The sequence below is a fragment of the Kineosporia babensis genome, assembly GCF_021129305.1.
Classification (GTDB): Bacteria; Actinomycetota; Actinomycetes; order Actinomycetales; family Kineosporiaceae; genus Kineosporia; species Kineosporia babensis.
On sequence record NZ_JAJOMB010000017.1, the window covers coordinates 1 to 24,069 of the forward strand.

The window sequence follows — 24,069 nt, forward strand, 5'->3', positions numbered from 1 at the left end:
TGCCGTGCTGCAGCAGGTCGTGCAGTCCGCTCTCGACCAGCGCCAGATCCCCGTGCCGGATCAGCGACTGGCGCACCTGGTCGACCAGCTGCTGCAATCGGGCCTCCGCCGAGAATGCTTGTCCCGAGACCGGATCCAGCAGTTCGCCGCTGAGGCCGTACCTCGAGGCCAGCCAGGCCGCGCCGCGTAGCAGTTCGGGCCGGGCCTCCACCGTCCACGATCCGCTGGCGGCCGCGGAGTCCACCAACGCCCGGCACAGGGCTGCGACCACGATCGCGCTGTCCGGTTCAGCGCCCACGTCGGCCACCCGCAGCTCTACCGTGGGGTAGCGGGCCGAGAGCCGGGCGTCGTAGTAGACCATCCCGGCGTCGATGATGACGCCCGAGCCGATCAGGGTTTCCACCATGGCGTGGTACTCGGCCGGGTTGCGGAACGGCGCGGTCGGGCCGGCGCTGGGCCAGCGGTCCTGGACCTGGCGGCGGTAGCTGGCGTACCCGGTGTCGTTGCCCTGCCAGAACGGCGAGTTCGCGCTCAGCGCCAGGATCACCGACAGCCAGGGCTGCACGTTGTTGATCACCACGATGCCCTCGGCCTCCGAGGCGATCCCGACGTGAACGTGCACGCCGCAGGTGAGCACCTCGGAGGCGGTCGGGCCGAAGCTGTCGACCATGCTGCGGTAGCGGTCCTCGGGGAACAGCGTGGGCTGGTTCGGGACCGGGCTGGTGCCCAGGCCGGCCACCTGCACCCCGGAACCGGCCGCCTGGCGGGCCAGGTGCTGTCTGCGTTGTCGCAGGTCCAGGGCCAGTTCGGCGAGCTCGGTGCGGGGCTGCGACCCGGTTTCGGCCTGCTCCTGCTGCAGTTCGTGCTCGATGCCCTGGTCCGGGCCGTCGGCCAGCTTCGGCCCGGCCGGGCTCGGCACACCGTGCTTGTCGACCAGGAGGAATTCTTCCTCCACCCCCACTGTGCGCCTGCGGTTCATGGCGTCAGTGTGGCCATGATCAGCTCAGCTCGCGCCCGCAGACGTTCAGCCGTTCGGCCGAAGCCCGGTCTCAGGCCAGGCAGTCACGGCCGGCGGCACTGTGATCCGGCATCCGCTCGGGGTCGATCGCCAGCTTCAGGTTCAGGCCCTCGGACTGCACGCGAATCTCTTCCAGCGAGGTGCCTTCGGGCAGGTGCGGATCGATGGTGCGCGGCTGCAGCTGGCTCTGGCCGTTCTCGTCCCGCAGCAGACCGCCGCCCAGCAGGGAGATCAGGCCGACCCCGACCTTGCGGCCGCCGATCACGATCGACTCCGGAGTCGCGCTCAGCTGCGTGCCCTCGGGCTCCAGGCGGACCAGCACCTTGACCGACTGCCCGGCCACCCCGTCCGGCAGGGTCAGGGCCAGCAGCCCGTCCTCCTCACTGAGGGTGGCGCCGACCAGGTCGTCCGAAGGTGCTTCCGCCGCCAGTGCACTGTCCAGGCTGTCCCAGGGCAGGCTGACCGAGGCCTCGGCCGACTTCACCGTAGGCCGTTCCCCCAGGCCTACCCCCAGGCCGCGCAGGGTGATGCTCAAGGCGGCGCCGTTCAGCTCCGGGCCGTCGCTACCGGCGACGGTCTGCATCGAACTGGCCGACAGATCGCTGATCCGGATCTGGGACACCTCTTGACCGGCGAGGTCGACCAGTAACGGCCGTTCGCCGAGAGTCACCGTGGGAGTGATCGTGTCGTCCCCGCTGACGCACCTCAGCGCCTCGACCACGCTGTTCTTCACGTACCGGGTGAGCCCCACGTTCGCGGCCACGGTCAGCGCGACCAGCAGCACCACGCCCAAGGCGGTACGAGTCAGCGTCTTGCGCCGACGACTACGCCGGGTTGCCTGCACGTTGCTCCGCTCCGTCCCGCGTCTGGACTGCATCCGCTCCATCGAACACCATCCAGCTGTCGGCCCATTGCCGGTTCACGTGAGCCGGAACGTCCGAGTGCACCTGCACGTCAGCAAGAGAGCCGGGCCCGGGAGGGCCGAAGTCCTTCACCTCGAAACCGGAGCAAACTACTCTTTCGCGCGTGAATCGTCCTTTGCTGATCGTGCTCGTCGTCGCCGGCCTGCTGAGCGCCTGCGGATCCGACGAGGTCTCACCGACCACCGCCATCTCCGGCTCGGCCGCCCCGGCCGGAGTCGAACCGGCCGCCGCGCCGAAGTTCCCGGTCACCATCAGCACCACGCAGGGCCCGATCACGATCAAGGAGCAGCCCCGGCGGGTGGTGGCGCTCGGCTACGGCGACGCGGACACCGCGATCGCCCTCGGGACCGAGCCGGTGGGGGTGGGGGCCTGGAGCATGTTCGGCGACTCGGGTGTGGGGCCCTGGGCCGAGGACCGGCTGAAGAACCGGCCAGCGGTGATCCCCGAGCTCGAAAGTGCCGAAGTGTCGCAGGAGAACCAGCGGTTCGAGCAGATCGAGGCGCTCGAACCCGACCTCATCCTGCAGACCGATCTCACCGTGGAGCAGGACGTCTACGACCGGCTCAGCCAGATCGCCCCGGTGGTCACCGGCCCGTTGATGGTCGGGGAGTTCGACGAGCTGAAGTTCGACCACCAGACCATGCACATCGCCGAGGCCCTGGGCATCCCCGGCGAGGGCCGCAAGCTGCTGGATCGGCTGCAGACCCGGACCGAGGGCGTGAGCCAGGCCAACCCGCAGTTCACCGGCAAGACGGTGGCCTCGCTGACCCTCCAGGACTCCGGCTGGTGGGCCGCGCTGGACAGCTCCAACCCGTTCCAGTTCTTCGAGAGCCTGGGCTTTGAGCAGAACCCGGAGATCGAGGACATGGCCTTCGACGCCGACCAGGCGGGCCTGACCGAGTTCGGTTCCGGGGCGGTGCCGGTACCGGAGGACGGTTTCTCCCGGGTCAACTCCGACCTGCTGGTGCTGGTCGCGGACGGGGAGTACGACGCGGACGACATCACCGCGGACCCGGAGTTCTCCGAGCTCCCGGCCACCCGCGCCGGGCACTCCCTGGTCCTGGACGGACAGCAGGGCACGTCGTTCGCCGTGGCGCTCGCCCGGCCCACGGTGCTGTCCTCGTTCTGGATGCTGGACAACTTCGTGCCGGAGCTGACCAAGCACGTCTGAGGCTCAGCCCTTCACCGCGCCGCTCAGCCCGGCTCCCCGCAGGAAGAATCGCTGGAACACCAGGAACAGGACCACCGGGATCAGGGTGGAGATGAACAGGGCGGCCAGCAGGACGTCGAGCTGGATCACCTCGGCCAGGACCGGCAGCCGCACCGACAGCGGCTGTTTGTCCGGGTCGGGCAGCACCAGCAGCGGCCAGAGGAAGTCCTTCCAGGCCGCGACCACGGCGAACACCGAGACCACGCCCAGGATCGGCCGGGACATCGGCAGCACGATCGACCAGAACAGCCGGAACGGGCCCGCGCCGTCCACCATCGCGGCCTCGAACACCTCGCGCGGCAGGTTGTCGAAGAACCGCTTGACCAGAATGACGTTGAACGGGCTGGCGGCGGCCGGCAACCAGACCGCCCAGAACGAGTTGATCAGCGAGATCTGCAGGCCGGGCACGTCCAGCACGGTCAGGTAGAGCGGAACCAGAAGGACCACGGCCGGGACCAGCATGGTGCCGAGAACCATTGCGGTGAGGATTTTTCCGTAGCGCGGCCGGAGCACCGAAAGCGCGTAACCGGCGGTCGTGGCCACCAGCAGCTGGCCGGCCCACGACCCGCCGGCCACCGCCAGGGTGTTCAGGAAGTAGTGGTCCAGGTTCTCGTGGTTCCAGGCGGTGCCCAGATTGGCGAAGTCGAAGCCGTTGGGCCACAGCGCCATTGGCTCGCGTAACGTGTCGCGGGTAGGAGTGATCGCAGCCTTGCCGAGCCAGAGCAGCGGGCCGAGACCGATCACCACCAGAAAGCCGAGCAGACCCACTTCGGTGACCGTGATCGTCCGCTTGTAAACGGGTTTGCGGCGCTCGTACAGCGAGAGGATGCCGCGTTCGTCTTCAATTGTGGACGTCTCGGGCTGGGTTTCGGGCATCATTGGCTCCAGGCGCGGGTGAGCCGGAAGTACAGGGCGGACAGCAGGGCCAGCACCGTCGCGAGCATCACGCTGGCGGCCGTGGCGGCGCCGAAGTCACCGCTCAGACTGCTGCCGAAGGCGTAGTTGTAGATCAGCAACAGGACGGTCAGGGTGGCGTTCGAGGGGCCGCCGCCGGTGAAGAGGTAGGGCTCCAAGAACACCTGCGCAGTGCCGATGAGCTGCAGAATCAGCGTCACCAGGAGCACTCCGCGCAGTTGCGGCAGGGTCACGTGCCAGACCTTCTGCCAGATCGAGGCGCCGTCCACCTCGGCCGCGTCGTACAACTCCGGCGGCACCGCGGTCAGCGCAGCCAGATAGATGATCACCGTGCCTCCGGCCGCGGCCCAGGTGGCCTCCAGCACCAGGGACGGCATGGCCAGCGAGGAGGAGTTGAGCCAGGCGTAGGGGCCCAGGCCGATCCAGCCCAGCAGGGTGTTGAACACACCGTCCGGGCCGCCGTCGTAGAAGAACTTCCACAGCAGCACCGCGACCACGGGCGGTACGACCACCGGCAGATAGGCCAGCGCGGTGTAAATGCCCCGCCAGCGCCGTACCTCGCTCATCAGCACGGCCAGCAGCAGCGGGATCGGGTAGCCGAAGACCAGCGCCAGGGCGGCGAAGTAGCCGGTGTTGCGGACCGCGGTCCACAGGTCCGGGTCCTGCAGCACGTAGCGGTAGTTCTCCAGACCCACGAACTCGGCCGGGCTGATCAGGTTGGTCTGCTGCACGCTCATCAGCAGCGACCGGCCGATCGGGTACCAGGAGAACACGCCGAACGCGATCAGCATCGGCAGCAGGAAGATCACCGTGGCCAGGCCGTTGCCCCGCACACCCTTGGTCTGCCGTCTGACCTCGGGTGGCTTTTGGACGTCGGCGGCACCGGGCGCGGCCCGATCGGTCACGCTCATCCTCAGTTCCGGTCAAAGATGGTCTGGACCTCGGTGTTCGCCGCGGCCAGCAGCTCGTCCACATTCGCGTTCTGGTCGGTGAGCACCTTCTGCACCACCGGGTCGAGGGCGGCGTACAGGTCCTGGGTGGCCACCGGCGGCTCGGGCACCAGGGGCTGCGCCGCCGCGGCCTCGGTGTAGTGCGACATCTGCTCCAGCGGCACGTCCACGTAGTCGGCGATCCAGCCCTGCCGTTGCTGCTCGGTGGCCTGGTCGAACACCGGCAGCTGCGGGGTGCCGACCGGCTGCTTCTCGGCCTGCCGGTTCTCCGCGTCCCGCTTCGCGCCGTCCTCGGTGATCAGCTTCTGCATGTAGAAGAAGTCGATCCACTCCACCGCGGCCTTGCGCTCCGCCTCACTGGCCTTGACGCTGACCGCGGCCAGGGTGCCGCCGCCCAGCACTCCGGCATCGGTTCCCTCCAGCGGGAGCACGCTCAAACCGTATTCGCTGGGCTCGATCTCGTTCTGCGCCACCAGGTTCTCGTAGGTGGTGCCGCCGGTGACGTACATGCCGATCTTGCCCGCGGCGAACGCCTGGTTGATCGAGTTCCAGTCGTAGCCGAAGTTCGAGCCCATCGAGTTGTCTTCCCAGCGCATCGACCTGATCAGGTTCAGCGCCTGCTTCGCACCCGGGTTGTCGATCGTGGCCTTCTGCTTCTCGCCCTCGGCCTGGCTCATCCGGCCGCCCATCGCATACGCCTCGGTGGAAAGGATCCAGCCGCCGGTGTTGCCCTTGGTCATCACCGAGTAGCCGGCCTGGCCAGTCCGGTCGGCGATCTGCTTTGCCGCGGAACGGATCTCGCTCCAGGACGTGGGCGGCTGGTCGGGGTCGAGCCCGGCCTCCTCGAACAGCGCGCGGTTGTAGTGCAGGGCCTGGCCGTACGCGGCGGTCGGCAGCATCGAGATCTTGCCGTCCTCGCTCTGCCCGGCCGCGATCACCGTTTCGTTGAACTGGCCCGCGTAGGGCAGTTCGGCGACTTCTTCGCTGATGTCGGCCACCTGGCGGCGGGCGATCAGGGTGCGCCCGTCGGTGAACGGCACGGTGAACACGTCGGGCAGGGTGCCGCCGGCCAGCTTCGCGGCGAAGGTAGGCCCGGTCCAGGTGTATTCCTCGCGGACCACCTCGATGTTCGGATGGGTTTTCTTGAACGAGGCGATCTGCTGGTCGAAGGAGGCGATCGCCTCGGGGGTGAGGCCGGCGTCGCTGGCCACCGTGATCGAAACCTTGCCGCCGGCTGCCTCGTCACCTTCGGAGTCGCTGCCGCAGGCGGACAGCAGACCGATTCCGGCCAGCCCGGCGAAGGTCAGGGCTGCCGTTGCGCGGATGGACAACATTGTCGCTCCTCGGTTTTCGGTTACGATTGGCGTTCCGGTAGATGCAGCCAGGCTGCGGTGTCGGGGGGCAGGACCGGCTCGTGCTCGTTGAGGGTGTCGCTGGCCAGAAGCACCTGCGCGGTATCGGGCAGGGGTACCGGCTCGACGCCGAGATTCACCAGGCAGGCAAAGGTTTCCGAGCGGGTGAAGGCAATGACGTGCTCGGTCGAGGGAATCCAGTTGAAGACGTGGTGGCTCAGGAGGTTTCTGCGGATCCGCAGCGCGCTTCGGTACAGGTTCAGCATCGAACCTTGGTCTTGTTGCTGGGTCTGCACGCTGAGATCGGCCCAGCCGGCCGGCTGGGGCAGCCATGGTTCTTGGTCGGCTTGATCAGGACTGAATCCGGCACTGGCGTTGGTTTTTGACCACGGCAGCGGTACCCGGCAACCGTCCCGGCCGGGATCCACGCCGTTGCTGCGGAAGTGCATCGGGTCCTGGAGCTTTTCCAGCGGGATGTCTTCGACCTCGGGCAGACCAAGTTCGTCGCCCTGGTAGATGTAGAGGCAGCCAGGCAGGGCGGCGACCAGCAGTGCCGCGGCGCGGGCCCGGCGGGTGCCGAGTTCCTGGTCCGACGGGGTGCCGAAGCGCTTGGCGGTGAAGGCGAACGACGAGTCGGCCCGGCCGTACCGGGTCACCGGGCGAGTCACGTCGTGGTTGGAAAGTACCCAGGTGGCAGGGGCGTTGACCGGCTCGTGAGCGGCGAGCGTGGCCTCGATCGAGGCCCGGAGCTCCTTGGCCTCCCAGGGCCGGGCCATGAAGTCGAAGTTGAAGGCGGTGTGCATCTCGTCGGGGCGCAGGTAGCGGGCGAACCGCTGGGCGTCCTCCAGCCACAGCTCGCCGACCAGGATGCGCTCGCCCGGGTAGGCGTCGGTCACCGCGCGCCATCCTCGGTAGATGTCGTGCAGTTCGTCCCGGTCGATGAACGGGTGCTCCCCCGGTTCCGGCCGGGCCGGCACCTCGGGCAGTGCCGGGTCCTTCACCGGCATCGCCGCCGAGTCGATCCGGACGCCGGCCACGCCACGGTCCAACCAGAACCGCAGGATCTCCTCGTGTTCGGCCCTGACCTGCAGGTTCGTCCAGTTCAGGTCGGGCTGCTGCGGGGTGAACAGGTGCAGGTACCACTCCCCCGGTGTGCCGTCCGGGTTGGTCGTACGGGTCCAGGTGTCGCCGGAGAAGCTGGACACCCAGCCGGTCGGCATCTCGTCGCCGTTCTCGCCCCGGCCGGGGTGGAACCAGAATCGCTCGCGGGCCGGGTCTCCGGGCGGTGCTGCCAAGGCCTCCCGAAACCAGGGGTGCGCCTCGGAGACATGGTTGGGCACCACGTCCACAATGGTTTTCAGGCCCAGTCGTCCCGCCTCGGCGATCAGCTGCTCGGCCTGCTCGATCGTTCCGAAAACCGGCTCGATCGAACGGTAGTCGGCCACGTCGTACCCACCGTCGGCCATCGGCGTCGGGTACCAGGGAGTGAACCAGATCGCGTCCGCGCCCAGGTCGGCCAGGTAGCGCAGCCGGGCCCGCACACCCTCCAGATCGCCCACGCCGTCGCCGTTCGAGTCGGCGAAACTACGCACGTAGACCTGGTAGATGACGGCGTTGCGCCACCAGCTCGACATTATTTGTCCCACTTCCTGCGGATTGCGGCCCGAGGGTGCGATCACCGTAAGGTCGCCCACAGTCTTTTGCAATAGCCGAATCTTTTGACGCAAGAGTGCGACAAATTTGCGAAGAACGACGTTGTTTTGCGTCAACGTTGTCCTGGTTGCCGAGCGTCAGCGCCCCGGGAGCAAGCCTGGAAGACCGGTGTGCCCGAGCCGGAAGTAGGGCTGAGGTTCAGCCGCGCGGGACGGCGCCGGTGGAGGAGCGCACCACCAGCTCGGGCTCGAAGAGCAGCTCCCGATCCATCGTCATCCCGCCGTCGATCTGGTTGAGCAGCAGGGTCAGGGCGGCCCGGCCCATCGACTCGATCGGCTGGCGCACCGTGCTCAGCGGCGGGTCGGTGCAGTTCATCAGGAACGAGTCGTCGAAGCCCACCACCGAGAAGTCCCGGGGCACGCTGAGGCCGGCCCGCCGCACCGCCTTGACCCCACCCAGTGCCAGGACATCGCTGGCGAAAATGGCTGCCGTGGCTTGACGTTCGATCAGCAGCGAGGTGGCCAGCTGACCGCCCTCGACGGTGAACATGGTGTGCTCGACCAGCTCGGGACCGGGTAGTCCGGCCCCGGCCGCCAGCTTGCCGAACGCCTCGTTCTTACGCCGTGAGGGCACGTGGTCGGGTGGGCCGAGCACCAGGCCGATGCGTTCGTGGCCCAGCGAGCGTAGGTGGGCGAAGGCCAGCTCGACGGCCGCGGCATCATCGGTTGAGACCGTGGCAAAGTCAAGGCCTTCCACCGCAGCGTTCATCAGAACCACCGGAATGCCGCGGTTCTCGAGCTGGGTGAAATGGTCGTGCGCCGCGTCGGCCTCACTGGAGGCGCCGCCGAAGAACACCACCCCGGAAACCTGCTTCTCCAGCAGCATCTCGACGTAGGCCGGCTCGCTCATGCCACCCGCCGAGCAGGTGCACAGCACCGGGGTGAGCCCGCGATGCACGATGCCGCCGGCCAGAACCTCGGCGAAGGCAGGGAAAATCGGGTTCTGCAGCTCGGGCAGGATCAGCCCGACCAGGCGGGCCCGGTCGCCCCGCAGCTGGGTCGGCCGCTCGTAACCCAGGATGTCGAGTGCGGCCAGGACCGAGCGGCGGGTGGCCTCGCTGACGCCGGGGCGACCGTTCAGCACCCGGCTGACCGTGGCCTCGCTGACGCCGACCTTCTTGGCCACCTCAGCAAGTCTTCGGGTCACGGAAGAAGAGTACGCCTTTGCGCAAGCTACTTGCATTGCTTGCGCAAGACGGTTGGCACGGCTCCCGCCGAAGGCCCGAAAAAGAGGCCCCCTCGGCAGCGCCTACTGGTTCTGCGCTGCGGGTTCTGGGGTCCGGCTGTTGGCCACGATGAGCACCACTACCCCGGCCACGATCAGCACGTCGCCGATGCTGAAGACGTTCGCGAAGGGCAGGCCTTCCGGGATCGCGAAGACATCTCCCAGCCAGGGCAGACGGGGGTTCTCCAGCACGCCCGAGTTCACGAAGCCCTCGCGGTGGTCCAGGCCCGCCGTTTCCACCGCCCAGCGCGAAGCCGGCAGCGTGCCCCCATTTACCGCGATCGTCACACCGTTCGCCATCGCCCCCAGCGTCACCAGGAGTACGCCCTTCACCGCCCGGTTGAGCCACAGAAAGATGCCGGCCAAGGCATAGGTGGCAACGTGCACCGACGCGGCCAAGGCGGTGGGGAGGTCGGGCAGGACGCTGATCACCAGGATCTGGAGCACCAGGGCCAGGGGAAGCAGCCACCAGGCCCGGATCCGGATCTGCCCCAACTGCTGAAAGCTGCCGCCGGTCAACGGAATGGCCAGGACCGCCAGCAGGGCGAGGACGCCCACGATCATGCGGGCTTCCCGGTCTGACGAGCCGGACGGGCGTGCCGGGACGACGAACTCGGCCGGGTTTTCGCGGCCGTGGTGGCCGGGGTGACCTTGGGGGGTCGGGCGGCCGAGGGAGCTGAGGTTGCCGGTGCCGCAGCGACGAGCTCGGAGGTGGTGGCCGGGGGTCTCAGGCGCAGGTCGACGATGGCGGCTTCGCGTTGGTCGGCGTCCCACCGGCGCAGCCAGTCGTCGAACTCGGGGGCGGGCAGCGGAGGCTGGGCGGTGAAGCCCTGGATCACGTCGCAGCCCAGGGTCTGCAGGTGGCGCCAGGTCTCGGCGTCCTCCACGCCTTCGGCCACCAGCCTCAGGCCCAGGTTGTGGCCCAGCTCGATGGTCGACTTCACGATGATCTGGTTGTTGTCGTCGCTGGTCATGCCGATGATGAAGCTCCGGTCGATCTTCAGCTCGTCCACCGACAGGCGCTTGAGGTAGGCCAGCGAGGAGTAGCCCGTGCCGTAGTCGTCTATCGCGATCTTCACCCCGCCGGCCCGGAGCATGGCCAGCACTGCGACCGCCCGGTGCGGGTCGGTCATCACCGTGTTCTCGGTGACCTCGAGAGTGAGCAGTGCGGGCGGCACCCGGTGGCGGGTGAGCATCTCGTTCACCTGCTCGGGCAGGCGCACGTCGGCCAGGTGGCGCACCGACAGGTTCACCGCCACGCCGAGCCAGCGCCCCTGGTCCAGCCAGACCCGGGCCTGCCGGATCGCCTGCTCCAGCACCACCAGGGTGAGCTGGGTGATCAGCTCGGCGGTCTCGGCGACCGGGATGAACTTCTCGGCGCCGAGCAGGCCGCGCTCGGGGTGACGCCAGCGCACCAGGGCCTCGGCGCCGACCACCTGCCCGGTGTGGGTGTCGCACTTGGGCTGGTAGTAGACGGTGAGCTGGTCGGAGTCCGGCCGGCCGAGCGCATCGTGCAGTTCGGTGAGCAGGACCAGGCGTTCGGTGGTGTTCTCGTCCTTGCTCGGGTCGTAGACCGCCACCCCGCCGCCGTTGCCCTTGGCCAGGTACATCGCGATGTCGGCCTTGGCCAGCAGGTCGGCACTGCCCTGGGCGTGCTGCGGGGCCAGGGCGATGCCGATGCTGGCCCGCACCTCCAGGCGGACCCCGGCCACGCTGACCGGCTCGTCCAGGGTGGAGCCGAGCCGCTCGGCCAGGGCGATGGCCTGGGCCAGCGGGGGCTGCTCGCCGGCCGGAAGCTCGGTGAGCACGGCGAACTCGTCACCACCGAGCCGGGCCACGGTGACCTCGGCGGTCGCGGCCGAGCGCAGCCGGTGGCCGATGTCGCGGATCAGCGAGTCGCCGGCCTCGTGGCCCAGGGTGTCGTTGATCTCCTTGAAGTGGTCGAGGTCGATGAACATCACCGCGACCGGGTTCGCACCGGACGGCCGGGCGGCCAGGGTCTGGTCGAGCTGGAGCAGGAAGTACGAGCGGTTGGGCAGCTTGGTCAGCGGGTCGTGCCGGGCGCTGTCGCGGTGCTCGAGGGCGAGCCGGGAGATCGCCTGGACCGCGGCGATCGGGATCAGCAGCAACGGCAGCAGCCACAGGGAGAAGTCGGTGACCGCCAGGAAGACCGGGGCCATCGCCACCATCGGGCCGGCGGTGGTGAACTGCTGGCGCAGGTCGGCCCACAGCCGGGACAGCTGCAGCTGGCGGCCGGCCAGGGCGATGACGGTGACCACCAGGCCCATGTTCACCAGCAGGTAGACCAGTGAGGCGACCATCGCGGCGCCGACCTCGGAACTGGCGAAGTCTCGCGGGGTGAAGAACTCCTGGCCGGCGATCAGGCTGAAGGTCCCCCGCGCGGCGGCGGCCGAGATCACGTACTGGGCCAGGTTGAACACCGGCCGCGACCAGTGCTTGCCGCGTTTCACGTCGTCCACGACCAGGGGAATGGCCTGGGCCAGGACGACCAGGCCGAGCGGGGCGACGAAGATCAGGGCGAGGGTGAACGTGGTGGACAGCGTCAGGGCGGCCGCCCCGGCGTCGCGCAGGGCCACCTCGACCTGGACCATCTCACCGAGGACGACGCCGAGCACGAGCAGCACGATGACGAGCCGGTTGACCCCGTACGCCGTCGGCTGGACGAACAGGGCACCCAGCGACCAGGCCAGGAGAGGAAGGGCGACCAGGCAGACCGCCGTGACGAACAGGCCCAAGGGCGTGACCGGAGGGATCCGGGGCCGCAGCATCGCGGTGGATCCACTGACGGTCATGCCACCCTTCCTCCCCGGGCACCGCCCGGTTCCGGCTTACTCTCAGATCGACGGCACCGCGCCGATCGGACGGATGGACTGAGGACCGGCAGCCGCTGGTCTAGTGACCGATCACGTCCACTTGTAGGACGCGCCCACCAGCGTGGCGAGAGTGACGACAGAAGCCACGACACCTGCGGCCTTCACGTACGCCGTTGCCTTGAACTCGTTCATCGGACCCTCCTCGAACCCGACCAGACATGCCTGTCCGCGCTGGCCCGCGGGTCGAGGGCGAGGGAGGTCAGCGATGAACGATCCCGGCGGCTGTTCCAGCAACCGCACCACCGGCGCGGTCCACCTCGACTCGTCCATTATCGCCGCATTCGTCCCGAATTAGTACCGAGCGCGCGAGATCTGCCCGCCGATCCGGTTCGGGACGAAAAATCCGTCACACCTTTCTTACCGGACATCACTGGGCGCACACATCGGCATCAAGATGCGACCTGGATCACAAAAGAAACAGGGGATACGTACCTTTTGCACCCCGGAGAAGCCAAGTGCGCAGGCAGGCAGCCAAAGCGCAGCGGCGAGGCAGCTGAGAAATCCCGCACCGGAAAAGATCCGCCTCAGACTGCGCGGCTGCGGCCCTTGCCCATCGCGATCAGCCGGCACAGGAGGTAGATCGCAAACGAGATGGTGGTGACGTAGGGGCTGATCGGGACGCTGCTGCCCAGCGCCAGCAGGATTCCACCGATCATCGAAACGGTGGCGAAGCAGATGCTCAGCACGGTGGCGCCGAGCGTGGTGGAGGCCAGCCGGACCGCCGCGGCGCCGGGGGTGACCACGATGCTCAGCACCAGCAGCGCCCCCACCACCTGGACCGCCATCGCCACGACCAGGCCCAGCAGCAGCATGAACAGCAGTGCCAGCGGGCCCATCGGGATGCCCCGGGCCTGCGCCACCTCCGGGTCGGTGCTGGCGAACGAGAGCGGGCGCCAGATCAGCAGCATGACCACCGCGACGACCGCCGAGATCACCGCCAGCCAGGACAGGGCCGGCGTGTCGATCGCCACGATCTGCCCGGTGAGCAGGCCGAACTTGTTCGCCGCGCGGCCCTCGTACAGGGCCAGGAAGAGCACCCCGAGGCCCAGGCCGAACGGCATCAGCACGCCGATCCAGGAGTTGCGGTCGCGGGCCCGCACGCCGAGCAGGCCGATCAGCAGGGCCGCCAGTACCGAGCCGAGCAGCGAGCCGGCCACCACGTTCAGGCCGAGCAGCAGGAAGCCGGAGGCCCCGGCGAAGGAGAGCTCGCTGATCCCGTGCACCGCGAACGGCAGGTCCCGCATCACCACGAAGGTGCTGATCAGACCGCCGACGAGGCCCAGGATCAGACCGGCCAGCAGCGAGTTGTGCACCAGGGGCAGCAGCTCGCTGTAGTCGGTGAAGTTGAAGATCTTGTCCCAGCTCACGGTTCTTCCACCGGTTCCGACTGATGGGCCGGGTGGTCGGGGACACCGACGACGACCAGCTGGTCGCGCACCCGCAGCACGTCCACCGGGGACGAGTACAGCCGGGTGAGGGTCTCGGACGTCATCACCTCGTCCACCGGGCCGATGGTGAAGCGCTGCCCGGCCAGGTAGAGCACCCGGTCGACGTAGGGCAGCACCGGGTTGATCTCGTGGGTGACGAAGACGATGCCGGTCTCGTGCTCGCGCCGGCGCCGGTCGACCACGGCCGAGACCTCGCGCTGATGGTTCAGGTCGAGCGAGAGCAGCGGCTCGTCACACAGCAGCAGCCGCGGGTCGCAGACCAGGGCCTGGGCGATCCGCAGCAGCTGCTGCTGGCCGCCGGACAGGCGCGAGGCCGGGGCGTCAGCGAACCGGGTGGCTCCGACCTCGGCGAGCGCGGCGTCGATCCGCTCGCGGCGCTGGCGCCGGTTGAGCACCGGCAGGCCCCACTCGTGACCGTCGTAGCCGTAGCCGACCAGGTCGCGGGCCCGCACCGGGGTGAGTGGGTCGAAGCGCCGCTGCTGCGGCACGTAGCCCACTTCCCGCCGGGCGGCCTTCGGCGACTTGCCCAGCACCTCGATCGTGCCGGCCGACAGCGGCTGCAGGCCGAGCAGGGCGCGCAGCAGCGTGGTCTTGCCCGAGCCGTTGGCGCCCAGCACCGCGACGAACTCGCCCGGGTGCACGCTCAGGTCCAGGTCCTGCCAGAGCGGCCGGCCGGTCTCGAAGCCCAGCGCGGCGCCCTGGAGGCGGACCAGTTCGGTGCCGTGGTCTTTTTCGCTCATCATCCGAGCGCTGAGGTTACCGCCTCGACGTTGGCCTTCATCCAGGCCACGTAGGTCTGGCCCTCGGGCAGCGTCTCGGTGACCGCGACCGTGGGGACCTGGTCGGCCTTGGCCTGGGCCAGCACCTTCTCGGTCTCCGGGCTGGTGGTCTGGGCGTTGTAGACCAGAGCCTTGACGTCGCCGCTGGAGAAGATCTTCAGGGTGTCGTTGAGCACCGCGATGGGCAGGTCGTTGCCCTCTTCGATGGCCTCGCTGAAGCCCTCGGGGGTCTTGTTCTCCAGGCCCATGTGCTCGAGCAGGTACAGCGGCACCGGCTCGGTGATCGCCACGCCCTCACCCTTGTGCTCGGTGGCCACCGCGTCCTGCAGCTCGATCACGCCGTCCAGCTCGGTGTTGAAGGCCTTGGCGTTGGCGGTGAACTCGGCGGCCCGCTCCGGCAGCGCCTTGCCCAGGTCGGCCGCGATCTGGTCGGCGACCTTCTGCATGCTCTCCAGGTCGTACCAGACGTGCTCGTTGAACTCGCCGTGCTCGTGCTCGTGGGCGTGCTCTTCCTCCTCCGAGTGGGCCGCCTCGTCCTCGGCGTGCTCCTCCTCCTCGGCGTGCGACTCCTCCTCGGCGGACTCCAGCCCGGAGACCTCGACCGCGTTGATCACCGTGGGCGTGCCGCCGGCCGCCTCGATCAGCTTGTCCATGAACTCGTCGTAGTGACCGCCGTTCTCGATCACCAGGTCGGCCTTGGTGACCGCGAGCTGGGTGCGGGTGTCGGCCTCGTAGGAGTGCGGGTCCTGGGTGGCGCTGCTGATGATCGAGGTGACCTCTACCGCGTCGCCGCCGACCTGGGCCGCGATGTCGCCGTACACGTTGGTCACGGCCACCACGTTGAGCGCGTCCGCCGCCGAGGCGCCGGCGTCGCCGGAACCCTCCGAGCCGCTCCCGCAGGCCGCCAGCCCGAGCACCGCCACCGAGGCCGTGCCGAGCACCAGAGTCCGCCGCTTACCGTTCCACGCCATCGCCGACGCCGTCCTTCCAAGCCTGTTCACCTGGGACAAGGTTACTTGAGAATGATGCTCATAAGCGTTTTCAAGCTACCACGGAACCGAATGCAACTCGAACAGGCGAACGAGCGTCCTAGGTGAGACGATCTTCGAGGCTCGAGAACGCGAGCAATACCGACCAATCGGACCAGCAGACAGGTGAGGGTGGAGGGCGTCATGGCCAAGACCGGAACAACGTCCCAGGAGTCCAAGACCGATTCCGCCTCCTCCGGCACGCAGGAGCTACCGGCAGGTTCCACCACCACGGCCAGCCGGGCCGGTGCCCTGGAGCGCGCCAAGAACGCGGTCCGGCGCCCGGTGCGCGGCAAGGACGCGCCCGAGCCCCCCAGCAAGGGCGACAAGGGCGGCGACACGATCGTCTACCGCACCGCTCCCGAGCGCCGTCCGCGTTCCCGCGCGCTCACCTTCGCCCTGGTCATCGCGGTACTTATCGTCTCCGGGGCGCTGGCCCTGAACCTCACCACCGGGGCGCTGGACCGGCTGAACCCGTTCAAGGGGATGTTCGGCAGCACCGAGATCGACCGCTCCGGGCCCGCCGTGCTGCAGTCCATCCAGGACCTGGGCCAGTTCGAGGCGGCCAGCGGCTACTACGAGCTGGTGGTCGACGTGGAGAAGGACGTCAAGCCGGTGCCCTCGTTCCTGGCCGGGGAGCGCACGCTGTTCATCGCCGCCGGTTCGGTGGACAGCGGGGTCAACCTGAGCAACCTGGGTGATGGGGCCGTCGAGGTGAACGCGGACCGGACCCACGCCACGATCAATCTGCCGGCGCCCACGCTGAGCGCGCCCACGCTGGACTACGACCGCAGCTACGTCTACAGCCAGGACCGTGGCCTGTTCGACCGCGCGAAGGATGCCTTCAGCGACAACTCGGCCGAGACCCAGCAGCTGTACTCGCTGGCCTCGCAGCGGCTGGCCGAGGCCGCCGCGGAGACCGACGAACTGCGGGACCGGGCCGAGAAGAACACCCGGGCCATTCTCGAGGGCCTGCTCGAGCCGCTCGGATTCACCCAGGTCACGGTGAACTTCGCGGGGTAGTCCCAACCCCCGACCGATGGGGGACGTAGCTGCGCAACTTGCGCAGCTACGTCCCCCATTTGGTTTTGGTTGCTTGATCGTTCCGAACTTTCTCCCCCGGGGCGCGCATCTCACTTCCTGTACGGCCGGTTGCCACAAGCGATCGGCAACGTCTCACGGAGGGATCAATTCCGTGCGTAAGACTCTCGGAACGATGACAGCGGCGACTCTGCTGGGGGCGAGCGCGCTCACCCTGGGCAGCGCTTCGGTCGCCTCCGCCGCAGTGGCCGGCGACCCCACTGGTTCTACCGGTACCGAGGTGTGCGCCCCTAACGGCAACGAAGTGCCTCAGGGAGCCGCCTTCGCCGGCGCCGGGGATGTTGATGGCGACGGCGCGAACGACGAGGTCTGGGTGAGCGACAGCCTGAAGGGGATCCGTACCGCCAGCGGCGCCGTCTACTCCCAGCCCATCGCCAACGCCGGCGGCCCGGAGGTCGGGGTGCGGGTGCTGCACCTGAACCACGACGTGGTGGCGCTGATCGAGCAGGGGCGCAGCACCTACGTGACTGCCTTCGCCGACTGCGGCCTGGTGGACACCTACGACAAGGACGGCCAGCCGCTGCGGTACGACCGTGGGCTCTCCGACCCGTACCGGGATCTGGGATGCATCGGCGATGACGACTACAGCGAGCTGAACGAGCTGACCCTCGGCTACGACCTGAGCTTCAAGGACCAGCCGTGGTCGGTGGAGCAGACCGTCCTGGAGGTCACCGAGGACGGCACCGGGGCCACCGGCATCGACGGCTCGGTAAACCGCTACCCGACCGAGGAGCAGGCGCGGGCCGCCCTGGACGAACTGGCGGCGGGCAACACCTGCAGCACCGAGGTAGCCACCCTCGCCTAAAACAAATGGGGGACGTTGTGCGCAAGGCGCGCACAACGTCCCCCATTGGTGGTTTGCGGGGTCTTACTTCTGCCGCTGCTCGTACCCGACCAGCTTCACGCAGGTGGTCAGCGCGTAGACGGCCGCCTCGAGATCGCTCTGGCTCGGGAAGGTCGGGGCGATCCGGATGATCGAGTCGTCCGGGTCCTGGCCCAGCGGGTGGGTGGCACCGGCCGGAGTCAGCACCACGCCGATCTCCGCGGCCCGGGCGACGATCGCCGAGGCGGTGCCGGCCGGCACCTCCAGGGTGATGAAGTAGCCGCCCTTGGGCTCGGTCCAGGTGCCCAGGCCGGTGCCGCCGAGCTGCTCGGCCAGGATCCGCAGGGTGGCCTCGAACTTCGGCGCGATCACCGCCCGGTGCTTGTCCATGTGCGCCAGCACGCCCTCGGCGCTGCCCAGGAAGGTGGCGTGGCGCAGCTGGTTGATCTTGTCCGGGCCGATCGAGCGCTTGCCCAGGTTGCCCAGCCACCACTTGATGTTGGCCTCGGACGCCCCGAAGAAGCCGACGCCGGCCCCGGCCAGGGTGATCTTCGAGGTGGAACCGAAGACGAACACCCGGTCGGCGTTACCCGCGGCGGTGGCCAGCCCGAGCACGTCGGCGACCTCGACCCGCTCCTCGGTGAGGTGGTGCACCGCGTAGGCGTTGTCCCAGAAGATCCGGAAGTCCGGTGCGGCGGTGGGCATCTCGGCCAGCTGCCGGACGGTCTCGTCGGAGTAGGTGACCCCGGTGGGGTTGCTGTACTTCGGGATGCACCAGATGCCCTTGATCGAGGCGTCCTCGGCGACCAGTCGGCTGACCACGGCCATGTCCGGGCCGGTCTCGGTCATCGGCACCGGGATCATCTCGATGCCGAAGCGCTCGCAGATCGAGAAGTGCCGGTCGTAGCCGGGCACCGGGGCGAGGAACTTGATCGGGCCCTGGTCGACCCAGCGGGACTCGGCGCCGGGCAGCTTGCTGAGCAGGGCCTGGACGAACGCGTCGTGCATCAGCTCGAGGCTGGAGTTGCCGGCCGCGAGGAGCTGACCCACCGGGACGTTCAGCAGGTCGGCGAAGATCTGGCGCAGTTCGAGCAGACCGTTCAGGCCGCCGTAGTTGCGGGTGTCGGTGCCGTCGGCCGCCTTGAAGATCTGGGCGCCGGGCAGCGTGAGCAGGTCGTCGGCCAGGTCGAGCTGATCGGGCGACGGCTTACCCCGGGTGAGGTCGAGCTTCAGGCCGCGGCCGGCCAGTTCCGAATAGTCCTGGCGAGCGCTGTCGAGGAGCGCGGTGAGGTCCTGCGCGCCCAAGTCGGTGGTCATCGTCTCTCTCCCGGGGAGCTGCTGTGTGGCGTCTGCCGGTCACGACCCTACCGGCGCCCGGCGTTCTCCCCTCACGGATATCGCGCGCAGGACCATTTCGCCGGTCAGCGATTTGCTGTTACTGACCGGCGGTTTCGCAAGATTTACATCAGGCGGGCCAGGCCGCGAGAGCAGCCCGGGCCTCTTCCCACGCTCCGGCGAACAACTTTTCGTCGTGCTCGGCCTCGCCGGCGATCCGGCCGTGCAGCAGACCGAACGTAAATCCGTTCTCACCCGCCCCAAAGGCCCGCACCGCCAGATCGCGCAGCCATTCCCGCTGGACCACCCCGTCCTGGTGGTTGCCCAGAGTCTCGGTGATCGCCTCCATCGCCTTGGCGGCGTTCTTGGCGGGCTTGCCGATGGTCGGCTTGGCCGCCTCGGCGGCGTACCGGGCGCGCTTGGCCTTGATCCGGATCTCGTGCAGGTGGAAGTCGTGCTCCGGGCTGCCGACCGGCTCCGTGCCCAGGCCCTCGGCGTGCTCGCGAACCCGGCGGGCGGCCTTGCGGACCATCTTGCGCAGCTCGTCCTCGGCCGGGTTGCTGGCCCGCTCGCTGTACGGCGGGTCGGTGACGAAGGCTTCCAGGGCGTTGATCAGGGCCAGGTACCGGTCGCCGTCGAGTTCGGTGACGGCGCTCTTGTGGGCGGCCTTGTACTCGGCGTTCATCTCCAGCCGGATCCGCCGGGCGACCGGGCCGAGCACGAGCTCGGTGGGTAGTTCGGCGATGTCGGCCAGCAGCGCCTCGCGGATCACCTCGGCGTCGCGGACCGGGCCGAGCACGTCCGAGCCGAGCCACTTCAGCTCGTTGCGCAGCTCGGTGAGCGAATCCTCGGCGAACAGCGGCTTGAAGCTGGCCAGGGCGGTGCGCAGGCGGCGGGTGGCCACCCGCATCTGGTGCACCGCGTCCTCCTGGTTCAGGCGCACCCGCGGGTCCATGGCGGTGAGCTGGGCGAACTGCGCGCTCAGGTACTCGTGGGCGACGTCTCCGGCGGCGACCGGGGCGATCACCACGGTCTCCTGCGGCTGACGAACCCTGACCGCTTTCTTGCCCTTCTTCTTTTTGGGGGGCGTGGTCAGGAGCCCCTCCCCGGTCTCGACGACCGGGGCGGGCTCGGGGGTGCCCAGCCGTTCGCCCAGGGCGCGGCTGATCTTGGAGTGCACGTCAGAGGGGCGGGCACCGTGCTCGAGCAGCAGCTCGCGGGCCGCCTTGAGCAGGTCCAGGTCGCCCTCGACCAGCTCGACCTCGATCTCCCGCCAGGCCGTGGCCTCGGTCTCCTCGCCCAGGGCATGCGCGGTGACCAGGTCGTCGGCCACCTCGCCGAGCACGGTTCCGTCCTCGGCCCGCAGCTCGCGCACGGTGCGGGTGGTGGAGATCAGCGCCACCGGGGCCACCTCGGCCCCGCGCAGCTGCACCCGGACCAGGCCGAGCAGGGCGGCCGGGACGGTGCGGACGCTGCGGCCCAGCGGCTTGTGGATCTCCAGCCGGCTGTCCGCCTCGTCGCCCTTGATCGGCTGCTTCAGCTTCAGGTGCCAGCCCGCGTCCGTGCCGCCGGTACGCCGGCGCAACGTGGTGCCGGTGCGGATCAGCCGGAAGTCGGCGCTGTCCAGATAGGTGGCCTCGAGCTGTTGTTCCTCGCCCGCGCCGACGGTGGCCACGCCCGGCAGGACACTCAGGTCCGGGAGCGCGAAGTCAGGATCGGCGTCCAGTTTGATCTCGATCTCGTGATGCGTTCCGGCCGCCACTGATCTTCCCTTCCCATGTCTGCGTCTGCCCTGGTCCTCGCCCGATCGGCGAGATGGCAGGTACTGAATCGACCCCCCGGGCCGCCACCATAAACAACCAAGGTGAACAACTCTGCGTCATCTGTCAGACCTTGCCTGTTCAGATGGTGTTCACCAACGACAACGTGCGCCCAGCGGCCCCTGGTTCCGGATGGGACCACCGGTACGGACGGGGACGAACCCGCACATGCGGACCTTTCGGTTTCGTAGCAAGGTGTTGGACGTGGAGAACAAGGGGTGATCGCTGACTGCCTAGACTGGCGCGATGCCGATGACCGCCCGCTTTCCCACCACCTGCGCCCAGTGCTCGGGCCGGATCATGCCTGGCGAGGAGATCTCCAAAGCCGCTCAGCGCTGGGTGCACTCCACCTGTGCCACCGCGGCCAGCGAGAACGAGGCGTTGCTGCCCGGTCTGGACACGCCTTCGGCACCGGCCCGGACGGTGAAGAGCGGCAAGGCCCGCCGGCCCGACATGGCCGAGCCCGACGGTGCGCTGGAGGTCTGGACCGACGGTGCCTGCTCGGGCAACCCCGGTCCGGGGGGCTGGGCCTGGGCCACCAAGGACGGGCGCCAGGGCAGCGGGGGCGAGGCCAAGACCACCAACCAGCGCATGGAGGTCAGCGCCGCGCTGAAGGCGATCGAGGCCCTCGATGGCCCGCTGGTCGTGGTCAGCGACTCCACCTACGTCGTGAACTGTTTCCGCGACGAGTGGTGGAAGGGCTGGCTGGCCCGGGGCTGGGTGAACAGCCAGAAGAAGCCGGTGGCCAACCGGGACCTGTGGGAGCCGCTGATCGAGGCGTTCCGCGAGCGCGGCGACATCTCCTTCCGCTGGGTCAAGGGGCACTCCGGCGACGCCATGAACGACCTGGTCGATCAGCTCGCCGTGGAGGCCGGCAAAGCCCAGGTCTGACCGACCAGAGGGAGGCGCCAGAGCGTGTCGGGGATCTCGCTCGGACTTCAGAGCCCTTACGGGTACGACGGCGACGACCTGACCAGCCCGGCGCAGGCCGCGCGGGCCGGCGCCCTGGTGGACCAGCAGTGGGAGGACGAGCCGGACCTGCCGCTGGAGCTACGGGTGCACGGGGTGGCCGGCAGCACCGGCTCGGTGATGCTGGAGCATCCCAACGTGGTCAAGGTGGCCGGTAGCGACCCGACCGCGTTCTACCGGCGCTGGAGTCCGGACGGGGTGGCCCGGGCCTCGGTGCCCTGGCCGCTGGAGGCCTACGTCTGGGGCGGGCTGACCCGGCGGGCGCTGGCCTCGGCGTCCTGGCTGCTGCTCCTGCCGTTCATGCTCTACAACATCTCGTACTACATGCTTCCGGCCGGCCCGGCCAAGGGCCGGGCCCGGCGGCTGCGCAGCGTCCACGCACTGGCCCGGGTGGTGATCCGGCTGCTCGCCCTGGCCGCCACCGCCCAGTTCGTCGGCAGTCTGGTCACGCTCTTCCTGTCCACCGTCGCGTGGCAGAACGGGATCGCCCGGCTCGGCGTCTCCTGGTGGTGGCTGAGCTGGTACACCGAGGCCTCCACCGCCACCCGGATGTCTGTGGCCACGGTGGCGGTGGCCGTGATCATCGGGGGCCTCTGGTACGCGGGTGCCGCCACCGCCGGCCACTACGAAGCGTTCTGCTCCGGCCGCGGCAGCTACGCCCCGGGCGTGCAGGTGGACGGCGAGAACCGGCGCGACCGGCTGCCTTCCGGCCGGCTCACGCTGCGCGACCGCGGATTCTGGCGGGGTGCGGCCGCGGCCGCCCGACTACGCAACACCCACATCGCCGTCGCCTTCGCCACCATCTCGCTGGCCCTGGCCGGCTGCACCGAGAACTTCGGCCTCTGGCAGCAGATCCAGATCGCGGTTTCCGCAGTGATCCTGGCCGGGGCGGTGCTGCTGGCGGGCTTCGTCGCCGACCGGGACACCGTCGGCGGCAACGACGACACCGCCCGCTTCGCCACCGCGTTCAAGGCCCTGGCCTGGACTTCCGCGCTGGTGCTGGCGGCCTGGGTGGTGGCCTCGCCGTGGGTGATCGAGCAGGCCCCGATGAATCCGCTGCAGGCCCAGGACCCGCTGCGGCACGCCCCGCACGGCCTGCTCGGCGCCGTCACCATTCTCACCGTGGCCCAGTTCGGTCTTGCCGCAGTGCTTCTCGTGCTGGTGGCGGTGCTCTTGCGGCAATCGCGCGAGCCCAGCCAGCCCGGTTGGCAGCCGTTCCTGCGGGGGTACGCCTCGCCGGTGATCGCCCTGCTCGGGATCCTGCTGGGCGGGGTGCTGACCTCGGCGCTGAACCTTTCGGTGGCGCGGATTTTCGGCGAGCCCACCGGCCTGGCCCTGCACAAGGAGGACGTGGACTGGGACGGCACGATCCTGCTGCCGGACTCGATGTTCGCCTACTCGGCCGCCGCAGTGTTCAACCTGGTCCCGATGCTGATCATCGGCGGGCTGCTCTACCTGCGCTATCGCCAGCTGACCAAGCGGTTCCTGGGCGAGGCCGGGCCCGGACCGGGCCTGGACGGCGGACCGGACCCGGTGATCGAGTGGTACCCGCCGTCGGAGCAGGACGCCCCGCGCGAGGCGGTTCGCAAGGTGGCCAAGAACTGGGCGCTGGCCTCGCTGACCGACCACGTGGCCGGGGTGATCGCCGGGGTGACGGTGTGCTGGGCGCTCTTCTTCTGGGCCTTCGAGGCGTTCGCCATCACCCACACCACCCAGGCCTTCCCCGGTATCGCCGGAGTCGTTCCCACGCTCGGGGTTTTCATCGGCGGGCTGCTGGCAGCGTCGGGCGTGTGGTTGCTGCGGGCGCAGATCCGCTCGCCCAATGCCCGGAAGACCATCGGGATCATCTGGGACGTGGGCACTTTCTGGCCTCGGGCGGTGCATCCGCTGGCCCCGCCTTGTTACGCCGAGCAGGCGGTGCCCGAGCTGGTCGACCGGATCTGGGTGCTGACCGGAGCCCGCAAGGCCGAACGCCACACCACTCCGGTACCGGGCGAGGTGCCCGGCGCGATCCAGGTGATGCCCCGCCATGTGCTGCTGACCGGTTACAGCCAGGGCACCGTGATCAGTGTGGCGGTGGTGGCCCAGCTACCAGAGGACGTCCTTGGCCGGGTTTCGTTGCTGACTCTCGCCGCTCCTTTGCGGCGGCTTTACGGGCGGGCCTTTCCGGCCTACTTCGGCTACCAGGCAGCGCTGGCCCTGCGCGATCTGCTGAGCGACTCCGAACCGGGCCGGACGCCGACCACTGGGCAGGGGCTCCCGTCAGCCGAGCGCGAGCCGTCGGAGATCGAACCGGCGCCGGAGAATGTGAAGGCCCCGGAGCCACCCCGGCCTCGCTGGCGGAATGTGGTGCGGCGCAGCGACTACATCGGCGGCTGGGTGTTCGGCCTGCCCAAACCGTTGCAACGGCCTTCCGCCTGTGGAGAGGTCGACGTGATCAGTCTGGACCCACCGTCACTGGAGCCGGAGCACGGCGCGGTCTTGGCCCCGACGCATTTCCACTCCTCGTTCTGGCAGGACCCGGTAGTGATCATGCATGCCCGGGAACTGGCCGGGCGCTGAACTGA

General features: G+C 69.0%; 19 protein-coding genes. 5 read left to right on the top strand and 14 right to left on the bottom strand.

Features of this window, described 5'->3' with window-relative positions:
* Both LR394_RS26735 and LR394_RS26740 read right to left on the bottom strand, forming a co-directional pair.
* A partial coding sequence (locus LR394_RS26735) for a carboxylate-amine ligase (protein WP_231447093.1) occupies nt 1–979 on the bottom strand: 979 nt, incomplete at its 3' end.
* 70 nt (nt 980–1,049) lie between these two features.
* Entirely contained in the window at nt 1,050–1,895 is an 846-nt protein-coding gene (locus LR394_RS26740; RefSeq protein WP_231447095.1) for a DUF2993 domain-containing protein, read from the bottom strand.
* Nucleotides 1,896–2,044: 149 nt separating this feature from the next.
* Between LR394_RS26740 and LR394_RS26745 the strand changes: the two genes are divergently transcribed.
* Nucleotides 2,045–3,112 carry an ABC transporter substrate-binding protein gene (locus tag LR394_RS26745; protein WP_231447097.1) on the top strand — a complete coding sequence of 356 codons (1,068 nt, stop codon included), beginning with the start codon at nt 2,045–2,047 and terminating at the stop codon, nt 3,110–3,112.
* A gap of 3 nt (nt 3,113–3,115) precedes the next feature.
* Here the strand turns inward: LR394_RS26745 and LR394_RS26750 are convergent, their stop codons facing one another.
* From LR394_RS26750 to LR394_RS26795, 10 genes are all read right to left on the bottom strand, one after another.
* Nucleotides 3,116–4,030, bottom strand: a complete 915-nt coding sequence (locus LR394_RS26750; RefSeq protein ID WP_407937134.1) for a carbohydrate ABC transporter permease — start codon at nt 4,028–4,030, stop codon at nt 3,116–3,118.
* Complete coding sequence (locus LR394_RS26755; protein WP_231447101.1) at nt 4,027–4,977, bottom strand: carbohydrate ABC transporter permease; 951 nt, start codon at nt 4,975–4,977, stop codon at nt 4,027–4,029. The genes LR394_RS26750 and LR394_RS26755 overlap by 4 nt, the downstream gene beginning before the upstream one ends.
* Nucleotides 4,978–4,979: 2 nt before the next feature.
* Nucleotides 4,980–6,350 (bottom strand): ABC transporter substrate-binding protein, encoded by a 1,371-nt coding sequence (locus LR394_RS26760; RefSeq protein WP_231447103.1) that lies wholly within the window; start codon nt 6,348–6,350, stop codon nt 4,980–4,982.
* 20 nt (nt 6,351–6,370) lie between these two features.
* Nucleotides 6,371–8,002, bottom strand: a complete 1,632-nt coding sequence (locus tag LR394_RS26765) for a glycoside hydrolase family 13 protein (protein ID WP_231447105.1) — start codon at nt 8,000–8,002, stop codon at nt 6,371–6,373.
* 217 nt (nt 8,003–8,219) lie between these two features.
* Nucleotides 8,220–9,227, bottom strand: coding sequence for a LacI family DNA-binding transcriptional regulator (locus tag LR394_RS26770; protein WP_231447107.1), 1,008 nt, complete (start codon nt 9,225–9,227; stop codon nt 8,220–8,222).
* A gap of 102 nt (nt 9,228–9,329) precedes the next feature.
* Entirely contained in the window at nt 9,330–9,869 is a 540-nt protein-coding gene (locus LR394_RS26775) for a DUF5317 domain-containing protein (RefSeq protein WP_231447109.1), read from the bottom strand.
* The gene (locus LR394_RS26780) at nt 9,866–12,118 is read right to left on the bottom strand and encodes a putative bifunctional diguanylate cyclase/phosphodiesterase (RefSeq protein ID WP_231447111.1); all 2,253 of its coding nucleotides are present in this window, start codon (nt 12,116–12,118) and stop codon (nt 9,866–9,868) included. The genes LR394_RS26775 and LR394_RS26780 overlap by 4 nt, the downstream gene beginning before the upstream one ends.
* 605 nt (nt 12,119–12,723) lie before the next feature.
* Complete coding sequence (locus LR394_RS26785; protein ID WP_231447112.1) at nt 12,724–13,566, bottom strand: metal ABC transporter permease; 843 nt, start codon at nt 13,564–13,566, stop codon at nt 12,724–12,726.
* Complete coding sequence (locus tag LR394_RS26790) at nt 13,563–14,387, bottom strand: metal ABC transporter ATP-binding protein (protein ID WP_231447115.1); 825 nt, start codon at nt 14,385–14,387, stop codon at nt 13,563–13,565. The genes LR394_RS26785 and LR394_RS26790 overlap by 4 nt, the downstream gene beginning before the upstream one ends.
* Complete coding sequence (locus LR394_RS26795; RefSeq protein WP_231447117.1) at nt 14,387–15,397, bottom strand: metal ABC transporter solute-binding protein, Zn/Mn family; 1,011 nt, start codon at nt 15,395–15,397, stop codon at nt 14,387–14,389. The genes LR394_RS26790 and LR394_RS26795 overlap by 1 nt, the downstream gene beginning before the upstream one ends.
* 201 nt (nt 15,398–15,598) lie before the next feature.
* Between LR394_RS26795 and LR394_RS26800 the strand changes: the two genes are divergently transcribed.
* Entirely contained in the window at nt 15,599–16,477 is an 879-nt protein-coding gene (locus tag LR394_RS26800) for a DUF4230 domain-containing protein (protein ID WP_231447119.1), read from the top strand.
* 193 nt (nt 16,478–16,670) lie between these two features.
* Nucleotides 16,671–17,360 carry a hypothetical protein gene (locus LR394_RS26805; RefSeq protein WP_231447121.1) on the top strand — a complete coding sequence of 230 codons (690 nt, stop codon included), beginning with the start codon at nt 16,671–16,673 and terminating at the stop codon, nt 17,358–17,360.
* A 63-nt stretch (nt 17,361–17,423) separates the two neighbouring features.
* Here the strand turns inward: LR394_RS26805 and LR394_RS26810 are convergent, their stop codons facing one another.
* On the bottom strand, nt 17,424–18,695 hold the full coding sequence (locus tag LR394_RS26810; protein ID WP_231447123.1) for an aminotransferase class I/II-fold pyridoxal phosphate-dependent enzyme: 1,272 nt from the start codon (nt 18,693–18,695) through the stop codon (nt 17,424–17,426).
* 148 nt (nt 18,696–18,843) lie between these two features.
* On the bottom strand, nt 18,844–20,475 hold the full coding sequence (locus LR394_RS26815) for a CYTH and CHAD domain-containing protein (RefSeq protein ID WP_231447125.1): 1,632 nt from the start codon (nt 20,473–20,475) through the stop codon (nt 18,844–18,846).
* Nucleotides 20,476–20,779: 304 nt separating this feature from the next.
* Between LR394_RS26815 and LR394_RS26820 the strand changes: the two genes are divergently transcribed.
* Both LR394_RS26820 and LR394_RS26825 read left to right on the top strand, forming a co-directional pair.
* Nucleotides 20,780–21,424, top strand: coding sequence for a ribonuclease H family protein (locus tag LR394_RS26820; RefSeq protein WP_231447128.1), 645 nt, complete (start codon nt 20,780–20,782; stop codon nt 21,422–21,424).
* Between the two features lie 24 nt (nt 21,425–21,448).
* Nucleotides 21,449–24,064, top strand: a complete 2,616-nt coding sequence (locus LR394_RS26825; protein ID WP_231447130.1) for a hypothetical protein — start codon at nt 21,449–21,451, stop codon at nt 24,062–24,064.
* Nucleotides 24,065–24,069: the final 5 nt, after the last annotated feature.